At 64.7% G+C, this 16488-nt stretch carries 14 protein-coding genes and 1 pseudogene; 9 read left to right on the top strand and 6 right to left on the bottom strand.

What is annotated here, in order from left to right:
• Positions 1-12 precede the first annotated feature (12 nt).
• Together cofC and npdG are read right to left on the bottom strand one after the other, a co-directional pair.
• The gene (gene cofC / locus NTCA1_RS01735) at positions 13-657 is read right to left on the bottom strand and encodes a 2-phospho-L-lactate guanylyltransferase (RefSeq protein WP_159827654.1); all 645 of its coding nucleotides are present in this window, start codon (positions 655-657) and stop codon (positions 13-15) included.
• A complete protein-coding gene (gene npdG, locus NTCA1_RS01740) occupies positions 654-1304 on the bottom strand; it encodes an NADPH-dependent F420 reductase (RefSeq protein WP_159827657.1) in 651 nt (216 codons plus the stop codon). Before npdG ends, cofC begins: the two co-directional genes overlap by 4 nt.
• 85 nt (positions 1305-1389) lie before the next feature.
• Between npdG and cofE the strand changes: the two genes are divergently transcribed.
• The 3 genes from cofE to cofH are packed head-to-tail and all read left to right on the top strand — an operon-like array spanning position 1390 to position 5443.
• Positions 1390-2172: a coenzyme F420-0:L-glutamate ligase gene (cofE, locus tag NTCA1_RS01745; protein WP_159827660.1), complete on the top strand. Its 783-nt coding sequence runs from the start codon at positions 1390-1392 to the stop codon at positions 2170-2172.
• On the top strand, positions 2169-3113 hold the full coding sequence (gene cofD / locus NTCA1_RS01750) for a 2-phospho-L-lactate transferase (protein WP_159827663.1): 945 nt from the start codon (positions 2169-2171) through the stop codon (positions 3111-3113). The genes cofE and cofD overlap by 4 nt, the downstream gene beginning before the upstream one ends.
• Before the next feature lie 11 nt (positions 3114-3124).
• Positions 3125-5443 (top strand): 5-amino-6-(D-ribitylamino)uracil--L-tyrosine 4-hydroxyphenyl transferase CofH, encoded by a 2319-nt coding sequence (cofH, locus tag NTCA1_RS01755; RefSeq protein ID WP_159827666.1) that lies wholly within the window; start codon positions 3125-3127, stop codon positions 5441-5443.
• 4 nt (positions 5444-5447) lie between these two features.
• On the opposite strand, the gene NTCA1_RS01760 is transcribed toward cofH, so the two are convergent.
• From NTCA1_RS01760 to NTCA1_RS01770, 3 genes are all read right to left on the bottom strand, one after another.
• Complete coding sequence (locus NTCA1_RS01760; protein WP_159827669.1) at positions 5448-5921, bottom strand: VOC family protein; 474 nt, start codon at positions 5919-5921, stop codon at positions 5448-5450.
• Positions 5922-5931: 10 nt separating this feature from the next.
• Entirely contained in the window at positions 5932-7113 is a 1182-nt protein-coding gene (locus NTCA1_RS01765; protein WP_159827672.1) for a sulfotransferase, read from the bottom strand.
• A 142-nt stretch (positions 7114-7255) separates the two neighbouring features.
• Entirely contained in the window at positions 7256-8152 is an 897-nt protein-coding gene (locus tag NTCA1_RS01770) for an AraC family transcriptional regulator (RefSeq protein ID WP_159827675.1), read from the bottom strand.
• A gap of 251 nt (positions 8153-8403) precedes the next feature.
• Between NTCA1_RS01770 and NTCA1_RS01775 the strand changes: the two are divergent.
• The 3 genes and pseudogenes from NTCA1_RS01775 (at position 8404) to NTCA1_RS01785 (ending at position 11399) form a co-directional block, all read left to right on the top strand.
• Positions 8404-9113, top strand: a pseudogene (locus tag NTCA1_RS01775) (SDR family NAD(P)-dependent oxidoreductase).
• Between the two features lie 20 nt (positions 9114-9133).
• Entirely contained in the window at positions 9134-10141 is a 1008-nt protein-coding gene (locus NTCA1_RS01780; RefSeq protein ID WP_159827678.1) for a zinc-binding dehydrogenase, read from the top strand.
• Position 10142: 1 nt separating this feature from the next.
• Positions 10143-11399 (top strand): MBL fold metallo-hydrolase, encoded by a 1257-nt coding sequence (locus NTCA1_RS01785; RefSeq protein ID WP_159827681.1) that lies wholly within the window; start codon positions 10143-10145, stop codon positions 11397-11399.
• A gap of 185 nt (positions 11400-11584) precedes the next feature.
• Here the strand turns inward: NTCA1_RS01785 and NTCA1_RS01790 are convergent, their stop codons facing one another.
• A complete protein-coding gene (locus NTCA1_RS01790; protein ID WP_159827684.1) occupies positions 11585-12682 on the bottom strand; it encodes a helix-turn-helix transcriptional regulator in 1098 nt (365 codons plus the stop codon).
• Positions 12683-12709: 27 nt separating this feature from the next.
• On the opposite strand from NTCA1_RS01790, the gene cysD reads away from it, so the two are divergent.
• The 3 genes from cysD (at position 12710) to NTCA1_RS01805 (ending at position 16468) form a co-directional block, all read left to right on the top strand.
• The gene (cysD, locus tag NTCA1_RS01795) at positions 12710-13690 is read left to right on the top strand and encodes a sulfate adenylyltransferase subunit CysD (RefSeq protein ID WP_374705153.1); all 981 of its coding nucleotides are present in this window, start codon (positions 12710-12712) and stop codon (positions 13688-13690) included.
• A gap of 103 nt (positions 13691-13793) precedes the next feature.
• A complete protein-coding gene (gene cysN, locus NTCA1_RS01800) occupies positions 13794-15731 on the top strand; it encodes a sulfate adenylyltransferase subunit CysN (protein WP_159827687.1) in 1938 nt (645 codons plus the stop codon).
• The gene (locus tag NTCA1_RS01805) at positions 15731-16468 is read left to right on the top strand and encodes a 3'(2'),5'-bisphosphate nucleotidase CysQ (protein WP_159827690.1); all 738 of its coding nucleotides are present in this window, start codon (positions 15731-15733) and stop codon (positions 16466-16468) included. The genes cysN and NTCA1_RS01805 overlap by 1 nt, the downstream gene beginning before the upstream one ends.
• Positions 16469-16488 lie beyond the last annotated feature (20 nt).

Here is a 16488-nt window from a genome sequence, read left to right on the forward strand (position 1 = left end):
TCCGTTCTCCCTTCAGATGGACCGTTTTCGGCCTTCGGGGCGTGGCCGACCGCCGATTGCGGGATTGCAGGCGCGCCTCAAGATCCGAACAGCATCAGCGAGATCGAGAGGGTCGTCTATATCTTTCTCCAGCCCGCAGGAGAGGATCGTCTCCACGGTAAGACCGCGATTTGTCGCGTGTTCGCAATGGGTTGAGAAGCTATTTTGACCGAACGAGAAAGGAAACCAGATCGCGTCCGGCAAGGGCAGCGAGAGTGCATTGGTCCCGGTGCGATGGCGGTCGGGCGCAATTCCCAGCGTATCGGCAGGCAATCGGGCAAGTCGGTCCACATCGGCAACGCCAAGGCAGGGCAGGTCGGCCGGAAGCACCAGGATGCGCTCCGGCCCGGCTGCGGTAATGGCCGCCATCGTGCTTTCCAGTGCGCCGTTGAGATCCGGGCCGGGATCGTCGAAACGCATGATGCCTCTGCCCAGGTTCGGCCGCACCGGGCCAAGTACACAGACGCGTTGGACCGAACGACAGGCGCTCACGGTATCGAGGACATGGCGCAACATGCCGGAAACCAGCGCCTCGCGCGTTCGGGCATCCAGCGCCGGAGCCAGCCGGGTCTTTCCCAGCCCGGGTGCCTTGACCGGGATGAGCGCCCAGCAGCTCACGGCACTTGCGGAGCCGCAGAGAGGTTGGTGAAGCGTATTCCGGCCCCGTCTGCCTTGTAGGTCTTGTTCATGTAGATGAGGATCGAGGTGAGCGCCTCCGCCGCCGCCGAATTGGCCAGCGCGCCGCCGGAAAGCCCGCGCAGGCCCATGCCGGGGCACAAGTCCACCACGGTCTGGCGCGCCTCAACGTCGTCCGAGAAGACCAGCACGTCGCAGTCGATGGCGTGATCGCTGTCGAGGTGGTGGGCAGAGACGTTGTGGAACGCGGTGACGAGCCGCGCGTCCGGCCCCAGATGTTCGCGGGCCTGCATGGCGGCGCTGCCCTCTGCGGGAAGCTGCACGCGCATGACCTTGGGCGGCACCAGCGGCACGGTGGTATCGACCACCACGGCCGAGCCGACCACGCTGGCGATCTGGCGCAAGGTATCGCCTTGCGAGGCGTGGGGCACGGTGACGATCACCACGTCCTTGCCCTGCGCGGCCTCGGCATTCTCTGCATGACCCGCCGCGCCCAGTTCTTCCGCCGTCGCACGGGCCTTGTCGGCCGTGCGGGATCCGATGGTCACCTCATGCCCCGCCTTGACGAGCCTTCGGGCGATCCCCTTGCCAAGCGCGCCGGTTCCGCCAATCACCGCGATCGCTGCCATCAGATTATCTCCCCTGCGAATTCTTGCTCGTTTTCATTGTCGTTCCCGGTGCAGCGGCTTTAGACACGGAAGTTCGGGAGGGCCGATGAAGCGAAATCCAGAACTGACCGTGCGACCGCTGACGGGGCTGCCTATGTTCGCTACCGGAATGTCGATTACGCAAGCGATATGCGCGAGCCTTGAGGGTGAAGACGACCGGTTACGCGACGGCGATATCTTGGTGGTGGCGCAGAAGATCGTCTCCAAGGTGGAAGGCCGCACGCGCGATCTTGCGGACTTTGTGCCGACGAGTGATGCGCATGAACTCGCGCATGAAACTGGACGCGATCCCAAGGCGATGCAGGCGATACTTGAGGAGAGTTCTAAGATCCTGCGCCGCACTCCGGCGGCGGTGATCGCGGCGCATCGCACCGGGCACGTGCTGGCCAATGCCGGGATCGACGCATCGAACGTGGAAGGCGGAGAGGCGGGCCGCGTGCTGCTCTGGCCGTTCGATCCCGATACCTCGGCACGGGCGCTGCGGAGTGAACTTCAGAAAGAGTGTGAAGTTCGGATCGGCGTGGTGATCGCGGATTCGATGGGGCGGGCTTGGCGGATCGGCACTTTGGGCAATGCCATCGGCTGCGCGGGGGTGTCCGTGCTGGAGGACCGCCGTGGCCTTGCGCAGGATCTTTACGGCCGCACACTTCAGGCCACGGTGATCGGCATTGCGGACTCTGTTGCCGCCATGGCGGCACTGGCGATGGGCGAGGGCGCGGAAGGCACGCCGGTCGCGCTGGTGCGCGGCTGCGAGCGCTGGGTGACCGAGGAAGACGGGCCCGGCGCGGTGGGCGGGCTTCGGCCTATCGAGCAGGACATGTTCCGATGAGACGCAAACATATCCTCGCGCTTTCAGGCGGCGTCGGCGGAGCGAAGCTGGCGGCAGGACTCGCTGCGGTCATGGCGCCGGAAGACCTTACGATCGTCGTCAATACCGGCGATGATTTCGAACATCTTGGCCTAACCATCTGTCCTGACATAGATTCTGTGACGTACGCGCTGGCCGGTCTCAACGACACTCAGCGCGGTTGGGGCGTGAAGGACGAGACGTGGCAGACCATGGCCATGCTCCGCGGACTGGGCGAGGAAGGATGGTTCAACCTCGGCGACCGCGACATGGCGATGCACATAGCGAGGTCATGGCGGCTGCGTGCAGGTGAGACGCTTTCTGAAGTGACGGCGCGGTTGACGCGCGAACTTGGGATCGCCCACGCGGTCGTGCCGATGAGCGACGATCCGGTGCGCACGCAGGTGCTTACGAAGGCAGGCTGGACCGATTTTCAGCGCTGGTTCGTGGGCGATCAATGTGTTCCGGCGGTTTCCGATGTGCGTTTCGAGGGTGTGCGGGGGGCCAAACCTTCGTCCGGATTTGCTGACGCGCTGGCACTGGAAGACCTTGCCGCAATCGTGGTCTGCCCATCCAACCCGTTCCTCAGCGTCGATCCGATCCTCGCCGTCGATGGCGTGCGGGCGGCCTTGGCAGCGCGGCGGGTGCCGCTGATCGCCGTCTCGCCGATTGTCGGCGGAACCTCGGTGAAGGGACCGCTCGCCAAGATGCTGGCAGAGCGCGGGCAGGCAGTGAGCAATGCGGCCATCGCGCATCACTACAGCGATCTTCTCGACCACCTCTTGATCGATCATGCCGATGAGGCCGATGTCTCTGGCTTGCAGGCACGGGGCCTCACGGTCGCCGTGACGAAAACAATGATGCGCGAAGCCGCCGACAGGGAAAGGCTCGCGAAGGAGGTGCTTGCCCTCGCAGGCATCTGAAGGGTGAGCAGATGCAGGATGAGACCCGCCAGTTGAAGGCATGGTTGCTGGCCGCTCCGTTGGAGGAGGTCACCGCGCGGGCAAGGGCGCGGCGCGACGCGAACGGGCCAGCGCGGATGACTTATTCGCCCAAGGTCTTCATCCCGCTGACGCGCCTTTGCACCGACGTCTGCCACTATTGCACCTTCGCGACGACGCCCTCGCGGCTCGAAGCGCCTTACCTCACGCCTGAGGAAGTGCTGGATATCGCCCGCACCGGGGCTGCTGCGGGCTGCCGGGAGGCGCTGTTCACGTTGGGCGATGCCCCGGAGCGCCGTTATGCCGCCGCGCGCGACTGGCTGGCGGAACGGGGCTTTGCGCGCACTGTCGATTACGTGCGCCACTGCGCCGAACTTGTGCTGAAGGAAACCGGCCTGCTGCCGCACGTCAACGCGGGCGTGCTGGAGGAAGAGGACTACCGGATGCTGCGCCCGGTAGCGGCTTCGGCGGGGCTCATGCTGGAAAGCACGTCGGAACGGCTGCTGGAAAAGGGCATGTGCCACCATGGCTCGCCCGACAAGGTGCCGGCGCTGCGGCTCGCCTCGCTGGCGGCGGCGGCCCGCGCACAGGTGCCGATGACCAGCGGCGTGCTGATCGGCATTGGCGAGACGGCGGAAGAACGGATCGACGCGCTGATCGCCTTGCGTGATCTGCACTGCGAGCACGGCCACTTGCAGGAAGTGATCGTCCAGAACTTCTGCCCCAAGCCGGGCACGAAGATGGCCCGCGCGCCGGAAGCGGGCGAGGCGGATTTCCTGCGCGTGGTGGCCGCCGCACGCATCCTGCTGCCGGACGAAGTCTCGGTACAGGCACCGCCCAATCTGAATGACGAGCGGCTTGTCGAACTGATCGACGCCGGGATCGACGATTGGGGCGGCATCTCTCCGGTCACGCTCGATCACGTGAACCCGGAAGCGCCCTGGCCCGAAGTCGAGCGGCTGCGCGCGATCTGCGCGGGCAAGGGCCTGCCGCTGGTCGAGCGACTGACGATCTATCCGCGCTTCGTGTTGAGCGAGGACCGCTCATGGCTCGATCCGGCGATCCGTCCTGCGGTATTGCGCCATGCCGATGCCGAAGGGCTGGCGCGAGACAGCGTCTGGAGCCCCGGTCTGGCTGATCAGCATGCACCGGGCAGTGTCCGCGCGCCGTTGGGGCAGCACCATGCCGGGCCGGTGGCAGCGTCGCTCCATCGCATCCTCGACCGTGCGGCGAGCGGGGTGACGCTGAGCGAGGACGATATCGTCGCTCTCTTTGCCACGCGCGGCGCGGCGGCGCAGGCAGTAGTCGCGGCGGCGGACGCCCTGCGCGCCGAAGTCAGCGGCGATACCGTGACGTACGTCGTCAATCGCAACATCAACTACACCAATATCTGCACCCACACCTGCTCGTTCTGCGCCTTCTCCAAGACCAGCAGCAAGGCGGGTTTTCGCGACAAGCCCTATAATCTCGACTTGTCCGAAGTCGCCGGCCGTGCGCGTGAGGCAGTCGAACGCGGGGCGACCGAAGTTTGCCTGCAAGGCGGCATCCACCCGAGCTATACCGGCGAGACCTACCTTTCGATTCTGCGCGAAGTGAAGGCGACCTGCCCGGACCTTCATGTCCACGCCTTCTCCCCGCTGGAAGTGAGCCAAGGCGCGCGCACGCTGGGGATGCCGGTTCGGGACTATCTGGCGATGCTGAAGGACGCGGGGCTGGGCTCGCTCCCCGGAACGGCGGCCGAGATCCTTTGCGACGACATTCGCGAGCAGATCTGCCCGGGCAAGCTGACCACGCAGGAATGGTTGGACGTGGTGGGCACTGCACACCGTGTCGGCCTGCCGACGACCTCGACGGTGATGTTCGGGCACCTCGAAGGCATCGAGCACTGGGCGCGGCACTTGCTGGCGCTGCGCAATCTCCAACTCGATACCGGCGGCATAACCGAGTTTGTGCCGCTGCCGCTCGTCCATATGGAAGCGCCGTTCTACCGGCGCGGGCAATGCCGCAAGGGGCCGACCTGGCGTGAGGCGGTGATGATGCATGCAGTGGCGCGTCTGGCGCTGAACGGGGCGATCAACTCGATCCAGTGCTCATGGGTGAAGCTGGGTATGGACGGCGCGGCTGCCGTGCTGGCGGCGGGTGCCAACGACCTTGGCGGCGTGCTGATGGATGAAAGCATCAGCCGCGCCGCCGGGGCCGCGCACGGGCAGGGCGTGACGATCGCGGAACTGCGGGACGCGGCGGAAAGCGTCGGCCGCACGCTGAAGCAGCGTACGACGCTCTACGGCGAAGTGGCGTTGGAGCGGGCCTGAGGTCCTACATGGCCCTGATCTGCTGCCACATGGCCTCGGGCATCCAGGTATATTCGATGTAGTGCCCGAAGACCGTGCGGGCATCGAGGTAGAGGAATTTCAGCGCGTTTGGATCGTCATTGGGCTCTCGTTCCATGGCGATCGGGAACGCCTGACTGTCGACCCGTTTGCGAAAATCCGCCCAGTCGTCCACGCCGAAGCAGATGTGGTGGAAGCGCAGCGGGCCGCCGTTGGACTGGCAGCCCGCGTAGATGCCCACTTCGTCGATCTCGTTCTCGATCAGTTCGATCTGGAGTTCGCCGATCCAGATGAAGCAGATCCGCCCCTTCTGGCGCTTCAAACCCTGCGGCGTGAGCACCTGCTGGTCCACCGGGATGATCATCGGTTCGCGGGCAAGCCCGCGTCCGCGAAACAGGTCGATCCCGGCTTCCAGATTGTCGCAGACGTAGGCGTTCTGGTAGTGGCGGCCTTCGAGCATCGGCGTCTCCTCAGCCTTCGCGCGCGACGTCGTAGCGCGAGAGATAGCGTTCGAAGAGCGGCTCAAGCTCGGCCTTTTCGATGCCGTACTGCGCCAGCTTGTATTCGTGCTTGCCGAACTTGTCCTGCGGGTTGTCGTCCACCCACCGCTGGATTCCGGCCTCTGCTTCGGCGGTCCATTCGTCGCCGAGCTGGCGGTAGACCTTCTTCATGGTGCCGATGGGGTCGGCGGTCATGTCGGCATAGTGGACGTCGATAATCTTGTCCTCACCGTGCTTGTCGCGGAAATCCATGATCCGGTTGGCGTGCTCGGCCGCCTGCCAGGTGTAGTTTTCCTTGAGCCACGCCGTATCCGGCTTGCCCATGTGCGCCATGTGGCTGAGCGAGATGATCGAGCAGAGCGAACCGGTGGCGGTGAAGGGATCGCGGTGCGCCCAGAGCACGCGGGCGTCGGGATAGACCTTGAAGATCGTCTCCAGCCACAGCGCATGGCTGGGCTTCTTCACGTTCCACACGCCGCCGGCGTTCTGCTGGAGAACCTGCAGGAATTTCTTGTGGTATTCGTAGGCGCTGGTCATGTCGCAGGAGAAGATGAACTCCTTGTAGCCCGGCAGCTTGCCCTTGGAATCGATCATCAGCGTCTTGAAATCGTGCGCCATGAAGAACACGCACTCGTTCGGATAGACGGCCGAGCCGCGATAGTACTTGCCCATGGCGGGATTGGCTTCGAGCATCGCCTTTTCCTGCGCCAGACGGGCCTGCGCGCGCGGATCGGTAGTCAGCAGGTCGCTGGAGGCGACCGGCGGTACCGGATCGTCGATTTCCCAGGTCAGCGGCGAGCGGCGCGCCGGGTCGGCGGCCAGCAGGTTGGAGAGCAGCGTGGTGCCGGTGCGCGGCACGCCCATCACGAAGACCGGCTTTTCGACCGGCCGGCTGAGCAATTCCGGGTTCTGGCGCAGATAGTCCGAAATCTTCAGGCGGCCGCGCAGATAGTGCAACGTGTCGGCGGCGGCGCGGGCGATGCCGCCTTCGGTGTACTGCCCGCGCGCGATGCCGGCGTTGAAATCGTCCACGAAGACGTCGAAACCTTCGCGCCATGTGTCATTGTCGAAGTCCCGGATGCCGGTGTCCTTCATCGCCTGTTCGACGAGAGCGTCGCCGACGAGCTTGTTCGCCGTGAGTTGCTCGGCCATTTCGTGATCCTCTTTCCCGTGTCTCGGTCCGGGCCGCTGCGGCGACCTCATGCATACGAGATAGCCAGCGGGCGGGGGCGATTGGCAATGCGGCTGGCGCGTCAGATCAGGTCGATATGTCGAATCCGGGCCAAGACCCGACCTAGGCCGCTACCGAGGGCATCGAGGCAAGCGCGCGGCCTTGCCGCTGGCGGAACGTGCTGGGGCTGGCACCGACCGCGCGGCGGAATGCGAAAGTGAAGCTGGAGGGCGAGGCGAAGCCCATCGCAAAGGCGATGGTCTTCACGCTTTCGCCTTCCATCAGCAGGCGCTTGGCGGCTTCCATGCGGCGCTGCTCGATATAGTCGCCGATCGAGCAGGCACGGCTGACGCGAAAGCCGCGCGTGAGTTGGCGCACCGAAAGCCCGCACGAATCGGCCAGTTCCTTCAGCGGCGGCGCGGTGAGGTCGCTTGCCAGCCGCTCCTCGATCAGTCGCAGGCGCCAGCCGGAAAGGCCCCCGGTCATCGGCCTTTCCGAGACTTCAAGACCGTAGCGGCCAAGCTCGATGGCCAGTTCGCTGCCCAGCAGTTCCAGCATCCGCTGGGAGGCGAGGCCGGGGTGACGTACTTCGGCAGTGATGCGGAACAGCAGCGCGCGCACGTGTGCGCTGCCGATGTCGAGCGCGGCGGCCAGATGCGCATCGTCCCACGGCAGGTCGCGGCCCAGCAGATCATGCACGAGCGATGCGTCGATCGTGCAGACCAGCGAGGCCTGTCGGCCGCTGCCGCCGCGAATGTAGAGCGACTCGCCTGGCGGGATGACGAATATGTCGCCAAGCCGCTCGAAACGGTGCGGGCCCCAGCGCTCGCGGTAGCCGCCGCGCGACTCCAGAGGGCGCGGGGTCAGGCACATGTTGACGTGATAGCCGGCCCCCACGGCGTGGCGCGTGTCGGTCGGCTCCGGAATGTCGAAACGCACGATCTGCGCGGTAATTCCCGCGGCGCAAAGCTCCGCATCGACGATCATCGTCGGCGTATGGGCGGGGCGGTTATCGGGCATTGCAGGCTCTCCCGGACTTGTCGGGTCTATGGCCCGAGTTCGTGTCCCTGACGCTTGGATAGGGCCTGAATTCTACGATTGCCGAGCTTGCGGGGCAAGCCGCCCACGGGAAACATCGCGCCAACGAAAGTGCCGACAGGAAAATCGGTAACGGGATCGAGGAGAGAATGATGGCCAAGGGCCTTTTCGACTGCACGGGCAAGGTGACGGTGGTGACCGGTGGTAACGGCGGCATCGGTTTCGGCTTTGCCATGGGCGTGGCCAAGATGGGCGGCGATCTGGCGATCTGGGCGCGCAACGCGGAAAAGAGCGCGAAGGCCAAGGCCGAACTGGAAGCGGCCGGGGCGGGCAAGGTGATCGCCTATCAGGTGGACGTTTCGGAAGAGGCGACATCAAGGCCGGTTACGATCAGGTGATGGCCGATTTCGGCCGGGTGGACTGCGTGTTCGCCAACTCCGGCGCCAGCCCACGCTACAACTCGGCCTTCGAGATGCCGACCGAGCATTGGTATGAATTCCAGAAGACTGCGCTGGACGGTGCCTTCTTCACCCTGCGCGAAGGCGCGCGGCTGATGAAGGAACGCATAGAGGCGGGTGACCAGAGCGGCGGCAGCCTTGTCGCCTGCGGTTCGCTTTCGCTGTTCCAGGGCCTGCCGGGCAAGATGGAATATGCGGCGTCGAAGGCGGCCGTGGCGGCGGCGATCCGCTGCCTGGCTATCGAACTCGCCCCGCTGGGCATTCGCGCCAACGTCGTCGCGCCGGGGTTGATCATGACGCCGATGATGGGCGAGGGCGCCCGCGCCGACGCCGTGGCCGCGCATTTCGCCCCGACGATTCCGATGAAGCGCACCGGTTATCCGGCGGACTTCGAGGGTATCGGCGCTTATCTTTGCTCGGACGCCAGTTCGTTCATGACCGGTGAGACGGTCACGATCGACGGCGGCTACATGGTTCGTCCGTAAGCGACGGAGGGAGAGAAGCGATGGAACTGCTCAAGATCCATGGGCAAGGCGATGTCCGCGTCGATGCTTACGAACGTCCGGCGGCGGGGCCGAAGGATGTGGTCGTCAAGATGAAGTCGGTCGGCATCTGCGGATCGGACCTGTCCTACATCAAGATGGGCGGCATTCCGCCGGGCGTGGAGACCGCGCTGGGCCATGAAGGCGCGGGCGAGGTGATGGAAGTCGGCGCCGAAGTCGCCGGCATTTCCGTGGGCGATGCCGTCATCGTCAATCCGATGATGACGCCCAGCAACATCGGTTCGGGCGGGCCGGAAGGCGCGTTCACGCAGGAACTGCTGGTGCGCGAGGCCCGGCTGGGCGATTCCATCCTGCCGATCCCCGAGGGCATCTCCTACGACGTGGCCGCCATGTGCGAGCCGCTGGCCGTCGCCATGCACGGCGTCAATCGCGCCGATGTGAAGCCCGGCGACAAGGTCGTCGTGTTCGGCTGCGGACCCATCGGCCTTGGCATGTTGCTCTGGCTGGTCGATCGCGGCGTGATCGATGTTGTCGCGCTGGACCTTTCGGAAGAGCGTCTGGAACGCGCGCGGGCGCTGGGCGTTCGGGCCGCGCTCGATCCCAGCAAGATCGACCTGCGCGCCGAACTGGCGAAGCTGCACGGCGAAGTGCCCAGCTATGGCCGCGTGGGCGTTGGCACCGATGCCTTCATCGACGCGGCGGGCGCGCCGAATATCCTGACCGATGTGATCATGATGGCCAAGCTGCATGCCAAGCTGGTCATTACCGCCGCCTATATGCGGCCCATCGAGTTCCCGGTCGGGCGCATGCTGACCAGCGAGATGACGATCACCACGGCGGTCGGCTATCCCACTGAAATGCCCGAAGTGGTGGCCGCCATGCCCCGCCTGAAGGACAAGATCGCGCCGATGATCAGCCACAAGCTGCCCTTCAGCGAGATCATGAAGGGCCTGGAAATCGCCGCCACGCCGCAATCCGCCAAGGTCATGATCGCTATCGAGGAGGCTTGAGATGCCAAGTGCTGACGGTGTGAAAGACGTCGGGCCGAAGCTGGCAGGTCTCGTCCGCTCGGGAGACGAGCAGGCAGAGGCTATCGCGATCACCGATTTCGTGTTTCAGGCGAACGATATCTCGAACGCCTACCTCGTGACGACCGCCGAGGGCGACGTCATGATCAACACCGGCTTCATGGACAATGCAGAGCGTACCAAGCGCCTGCTGACCCCGCCGCGCACCGGCCCGCTGGCCTTCATCATCCTTACCCAGAGCCATGCGGATCACTTCGGCGGGGTGCCGGAATTTCTGGAAGAGGGCACGCAAGTCGTCGGCGGGCCGGGCTTCAACGAAGCGCTTTCGGACATGATGGATCTTCAGCCCTTCTTCGGGCCGAGGAGCGGCAAGCTCTGGGGATCGACGCTCAAGCGCGGCGGTTCGCCCAAGCCGGCGCCGAATGTGGTGCCGGACATTCTGGTCGATCGCCGCCTGACCATCGACCTTGGCGGGCGGACGTTCGAACTGATCTCCACGCCCGAGGGCGAGACCATCGACGCGCTAACGGTCTGGATGCCCAGGGAGAAGATCGCCTTCACCGGCAATGTCTTCGGGCCGGTCTGGCTGTCGATGCCGTTCCTCAACACCCTGCGCGGCGACAAGCCGCGTCTGGTCCGCAATTACCTGAAGTCGCTGGAGACGATCCGCGACCTTGGGGCGGAGATCGTCGTTACCGGGCACGGCGAGGCCATTCGCGGTGCTGACCGTATCCGTGCCGATCTCGACAGGATGCACGCGGCGGTCAGCTACGTGCGCGACTATACGCTGGAAGGCATGAAGGCGGGCAAGGACGTGCATACCTTGATGCGCGAATTCGCCTGGCCCGAAGGACTGGAGATCGGCGAATTCCACGGCAAGGCGGCCTGGGCGGTCAAGTCGATCTGGCGCGAGTATTCGGGCTGGCTGCACTATGAGGACGGCACCACTGCGCTCTACGGTGTGCCGCGTTCCAGTGTGGATGCCGATCTGGTGGAATTGGCGGGTGGTGCGGCCAAGCTGGCTGAGCGGGCGCAGGCGAAGCTGGATGCAGGCGCTCCGCTGGAGGCTGTGCATCTCACCGACATCGCACTCGCGGGCGAGCCGGACAATGTGGCGGCGCTCACCGTGCGCAAGGCGGCGCATGAGGCACTGCTGGCAGCTTCGGGCGGCAAGAACCTGTCCGAGACGATGTGGCTGCGTTCGGAGATCGGGGCGATGGAGGCCAAGCTCAGCGATTGATCGCCCATGCTTTTTCTCTCAACTCCCGTCATCCTGAACTTGTTTCAGGATCCATCGTGCCGATCCCCTGTCGGTGCGCGACGAGAAATGGATCCTGAAACAAGTTCAGGATGACGGTGTGTTGAGGGGAAGCGAGGTTTCGTCGTTCCGCTGTTGGTCGGGAGTCTCAGGGGAACGATGTTGGCTCACGCCATCACCGCGCTACTCTCATATACCAGCCGCACAAGTTCCGCCTGCCCGCGCACGCCCAGCTTGGCGTAGAGCCGCTTGGAATAGTTGCGCGCCGTTTCTAGGGTCAGGCCCATGCGTTCCGCGGCTTCGGCGATGGAGTGCCCGTCCGCCAGCGCCATTGCCAGTTCCGCCTCGCGCCGGGGCAGGTCGAAGACTTCGGCCAGTCGCTCGGCGCTCTGATCCGAATGCGGACGGGGCAGAGAGCAGAGCGCCAGGATTGCCGGTGCCGCGAGCGCTTCGGCATTTTCGGCGGGCATCAGCAGCGCCTCGATATGCGGATTGTCCCGCAGCAGCAGCGGCCGCGCGGACAGAGTGCGGTCCTGCGTCATGTCCGCCGCGATGGCCGCCAACTTGCGCTCGGCGGCGAGGTCCAAGCCCAGTACGCGCTCGCCCGGGCGCAAGGCCGCGCCGCAGTGTCTCTGCCAGAATTCCGCCAGCGCCGGATCGGCCGCCACCACCCGCGCTTCGGCATCGAGTAGCATCCAGCCCTTGCCGGTACGCTCCAGACCCATGGCATTGATCCGCGCCGCCAGCCGGTCGCGGTCCATCGCCACGAGGTTCTCGACCGCGATGGCGACGTAGGGCGCCAGACTGGAGAGCAGGGCGCCGTCGGCGGCGGAGCATTCGCGTGTGCGGGCCATCATCAGCCATGCGCTGTAGCGCTCGCCGCCGGCGATCCGCACCACGCGCTCGTCCCCTATGCCGAGTTTCGCCATCCGCCGGTTCCGATCCGCGCGCGCCACCGGATCGTGATCGATCATTTCCCCGATCGAATAGACCCGGCCCGGCCGCAGGCTGTCGTAGAGATAGCGGTCGAGGTCGAATGGCCCCTGCTGTTCCGACTCGCGGGCCCGTTTGCGCAAGTCGATTCCGGCGTAGCTCTCGACGATTGCGGCTTGCAGGCCATCGCCCATGCGAAGGATCAGGCTGACGTAATCGGCTTGGGTGCGACGACGCAGTCTTTCCAGAAATGTCGAAAATCGCGGATTTTCGGCACTTCCCTGAAAGAGCGGGATCAGGAGATCGGTCTCATCGTTGCTGGTAAGCGCCATGCCCTCCCATATGGGAGGTTCGCGGGAATGTCATCCCTGCGATTCCGAAAATCGAAGAGTTTGAAACCCCGCCAACAGGCACGCGCCCCGGCAGAGGAAGACCTGATGAAAACACTTACGCATCTGGAGCGTCTCGAAGCCGAGAGCATCCACATCATCCGCGAAGTCGTCGCCGAGGCTGAAAAGCCGGTGATGCTCTATTCGGTCGGTAAGGACAGCGCGGTGATGCTGCACCTTGCCCGCAAGGCCTTCTATCCCTCGCCGCCGCCGTTCCCGCTGCTTCATGTCGATACGACGTGGAAGTTCAAGGCGATGTACGCGCTGCGCGACAAGATGGCGCGTGAGAGCGGCATGGAACTGCTGGTCTACCAGAACCCCGAAGCCATCGAGAAGGGCATCAACCCCTTCGACCACGGCGCGCTCCACACCGACATGTGGAAGACGGAAGGCCTGAAGCAGGCGCTGGACAAGTTCGGCTTCGACGCGGCCTTCGGCGGCGCCCGCCGCGATGAGGAAAAGAGCCGCGCCAAGGAGCGCATCTTCTCGTTCCGCACCTCCTCGCACGGCTGGGACCCGAAGAACCAGCGCCCGGAACTGTGGAACCTCTACAATGCCCGTAAGGCGCGCGGGGAATCGATCCGCGTCTTCCCGATCTCCAACTGGACCGAGCTGGACATCTGGCAGTACATCCACCTGAACGACATCCCCATCGTGCCGCTCTACTTCGCCGAAAAGCGCCCGACCGTGGAGCGTGACGGCATGCTGCTGATGGTCGATGACGAGCGCTTCCCGCTCCAGCCCGGCGAGGTTCCCGTCGAACGCTCGATCCGCTTCCGCACGCTCGGCTGCTACCCGCTGACCGGCGCGGTGGAGAGCGAGGCGAAGACGCTTCCCGAAGTGATCCAGGAAACGCTCCTCACCACCACATCCGAGCGGCAGGGCCGCGCCATCGACAAGGACGCCGGCGGTGCCGGCATGGAAGTCAAGAAGCAGCAGGGGTACTTCTAAAACCCCGTTCCCTGTTTCCCGCTCAGGCTGAGCTTGTCGAAGCCTCCCGAGCGATGCGCCAATGCCCTTCGACAAGCTCAGGGCGAGCGGAGAGAGATTGATAATGGCTGATATCGAAACCAAAGAAGCCGTCTACGTCACCGACAAGCTGATCGCGGACGACATCGACGCATACCTCGTCCAGCACGAGCACAAGACGATGCTGCGCTTCATCACCTGTGGCAGCGTCGATGACGGCAAGTCCACCCTGATCGGGCGCCTGCTCTACGATTCGAAGATGATCTTCGAAGACCAGCTGGACGCGCTGCAGTCGGACTCCAAGAAGGTCGGCACGCAGGGCCAGGAAATCGACTTTGCGCTGCTGGTCGACGGTCTCGCCGCAGAGCGTGAGCAGGGCATCACCATCGACGTGGCCTATCGCTTCTTCAACACCGAGAAGCGCAAGTTCATCGTTGCCGACTGCCCGGGCCACGAACAGTATACCCGCAACATGGTCACCGGCGCTTCCACCGCCGACCTTGCGGTGATCCTGATCGATGCGCGCAAGGGCGTGCTGGTGCAGACGCGCCGCCACTCGTATTTGTGCCACCTGATCGGCATCAAGAACATCGTCCTCGCCGTCAACAAGATGGACCTGGTGGGCTACAGCCAGGAGGTCTTCGACAAGATCCTGGCGGACTATACCGAGTTCGCCACCTCGATCGGCATCGAAAGCTTCACCGCCCTGCCGATCTCGGGCTTCAAGGGCGACAACATCACCACGCTTTCGGACAAGACCCCGTGGTACAAGGCGCCGCAATACGCCGGTATTCCGCTGGTCGAGCATCTGGAAACGGTGGAGGTTCTCTCTTCGGTCGATGCCGACAAGCCGTTCCGCCTGCCGGTGCAGTGGGTGAACCGCCCGAACCTGGACTTCCGCGGTTTCTCGGGCCTGATCGCCACTGGTTCGGTGAAGGCGGGCGACAAGATCCGTGTCCTGCCCTCGGGCAAGACCAGCGAGATCACCCGCGTGGTCACTTATGACGGCGATCTGGACGAAGCGGTTGCCGGCCAGTCGGTCACCGTCTGCTTCGCGGACGAGATCGATTGCTCGCGCGGGTCGGTGATCTCGGTGGCGGACAATCCGCCGCAGACCGCCGACCAGTTCGAGGCGACTTTCGTGTGGATGGCCGACGAGGCCATGGTGCCCGGCCGTGCCTACTGGCTGAAGATCGGCACGCAGATGGTCTCGGCGACGGTCCAGGAGCCGAAATACGAAGTCAACGTCAACACCATGGAGAAGCTGGCGGCCAAGACGCTGGAGCTGAATGCGATCGGCGTGGCGGAACTGACCACCGACAAGCAGATCGTCTTCGAGGCCTATGCGGACAATCGCACGCTGGGCGGCTTCATCCTGATCGACAAGATGACCAACGCCACGGTGGCGGCGGGCATGATCCACTTCTCGCTGCGCCGTTCGCAGAACGTCCACTGGCAGGCCGTGGACATCGATCGCAAGCAGCACGCGGGGCTGAAGAACCAGCGCCCGGCGGTGCTGTGGTTCACCGGCCTTTCGGGTTCGGGCAAGTCGACCATCGCCAACCTCGTCGAGAAGAAGCTGCACCGGATGAACCGGCACACCTTCCTGCTCGACGGCGACAACGTGCGGCACGGCCTGAACAAGGATCTGGGCTTCACCGAGGCCGACCGCATCGAGAATATCCGCCGCGTGGGCGAAGTCTCGAAGCTGATGACCGATGCCGGCCTGATCGTGATCACCGCCTTCATCTCGCCGTTCCAGGCGGACCGCGAGATGGTGCGCACGATGCTGCCGGAAGGCGAGTTCTTCGAAGTGTTCATCGATACCCCGCTGAAGGTGGCCGAGGCGCGTGACGTCAAGGGCCTCTACAAGAAGGCGCGTTCGGGCGAGCTGAAGAACTTCACGGGTATCGACAGCCCCTATGAAGCCCCGCGCAACCCCGAAATCCGCATCGACACCACGGTAATCTCGCCGGAAGAGGCTGCGAACCTCATCGTCGATACTTTGCTGGGAGACGCCTGATGAGCCTCAACGATGGGGATCTCGCCGCGCATCTCGCTGAAGTAGCGGGCAAGATCCTGCTCGACGTGCGGGCTTCCGGCCTGTTCTCGGGCAAGTCGCTGGGCAAGGCGGGGGACCAGACCGCCAACCAGTTCCTCTGCCATGCCCTTCGCGAGCAGCGGCCCGAGGACGGGCTGCTCTCCGAAGAGGAGAAGGACAATGCCGAGCGTCTCGCCAAGGAGCGGGTGTGGATCGTCGATCCGGTCGACGGCACCCGCGAATATGGCGAGGAGCGTGCCGACTGGGCGGTCCATGTCGGCATGGCGGTGGATGGCGCGCCGGTGCTGGGCGCCGTGGCGCTGCCGGGGGCGGGCGTGGTCCTGCGCTCCGACCAGCCGGGCGAGATTCCGCCCGCGCCGGAAAAGCTGCGCATGGTCGTCAGCCGCACGCGTCCCGCCAAGGAAGCGACCGGCGTGGCTGAGGAAATCGGCGCCGAACTGGTGCCGATGGGGTCGGCCGGGGCCAAGGCCATGGCGATCCTGCGCGGAGAGGCGGATATCTACCTCCACTCCGGCGGCCAGTACGAATGGGACAGTTGCGCCCCCGCCGCCGTCGCGCAGGGCTGGGGCCTCCACGTCTCGCGCATCGATGGCAGCCCGCTGGTCTACAATCGGGAGGACGTCTATATGCCGGACCTGCTGATCTGTCGGAAGGAGCATGCCGAACTGGTGCTCGAAAAGGTCAAAGCCTTCCTCTGAGGACAAGCTGATCAACATTG

It is taken from the genome of Novosphingobium sp. TCA1 (genome assembly GCF_009811895.1).
GTDB lineage: Bacteria > Pseudomonadota > Alphaproteobacteria > Sphingomonadales > Sphingomonadaceae > Novosphingobium > Novosphingobium panipatense_A.

Coding starts and splice junctions, on each gene's coding strand:
- npdG (WP_159827657.1), bottom strand. CDS start 1,304: ATGGCAGCGATCGCGGTGATTGGCGGAACCGGCGCGCTTGGCAAGGGG.
- cofE (WP_159827660.1), top strand. CDS start 1,390: ATGAAGCGAAATCCAGAACTGACCGTGCGACCGCTGACGGGGCTGCCT.
- cofD (WP_159827663.1), top strand. CDS start 2,169: ATGAGACGCAAACATATCCTCGCGCTTTCAGGCGGCGTCGGCGGAGCG.
- cofH (WP_159827666.1), top strand. CDS start 3,125: ATGCAGGATGAGACCCGCCAGTTGAAGGCATGGTTGCTGGCCGCTCCG.
- NTCA1_RS01760 (WP_159827669.1), bottom strand. CDS start 5,921: ATGCTCGAAGGCCGCCACTACCAGAACGCCTACGTCTGCGACAATCTG.
- NTCA1_RS01765 (WP_159827672.1), bottom strand. CDS start 7,113: ATGGCCGAGCAACTCACGGCGAACAAGCTCGTCGGCGACGCTCTCGTC.
- NTCA1_RS01770 (WP_159827675.1), bottom strand. CDS start 8,152: ATGCCCGATAACCGCCCCGCCCATACGCCGACGATGATCGTCGATGCG.
- NTCA1_RS01780 (WP_159827678.1), top strand. CDS start 9,134: ATGGAACTGCTCAAGATCCATGGGCAAGGCGATGTCCGCGTCGATGCT.
- NTCA1_RS01785 (WP_159827681.1), top strand. CDS start 10,143: ATGCCAAGTGCTGACGGTGTGAAAGACGTCGGGCCGAAGCTGGCAGGT.
- NTCA1_RS01790 (WP_159827684.1), bottom strand. CDS start 12,682: ATGGCGCTTACCAGCAACGATGAGACCGATCTCCTGATCCCGCTCTTT.
- cysD (WP_374705153.1), top strand. CDS start 12,710: ATGTCATCCCTGCGATTCCGAAAATCGAAGAGTTTGAAACCCCGCCAA.
- cysN (WP_159827687.1), top strand. CDS start 13,794: ATGGCTGATATCGAAACCAAAGAAGCCGTCTACGTCACCGACAAGCTG.
- NTCA1_RS01805 (WP_159827690.1), top strand. CDS start 15,731: ATGAGCCTCAACGATGGGGATCTCGCCGCGCATCTCGCTGAAGTAGCG.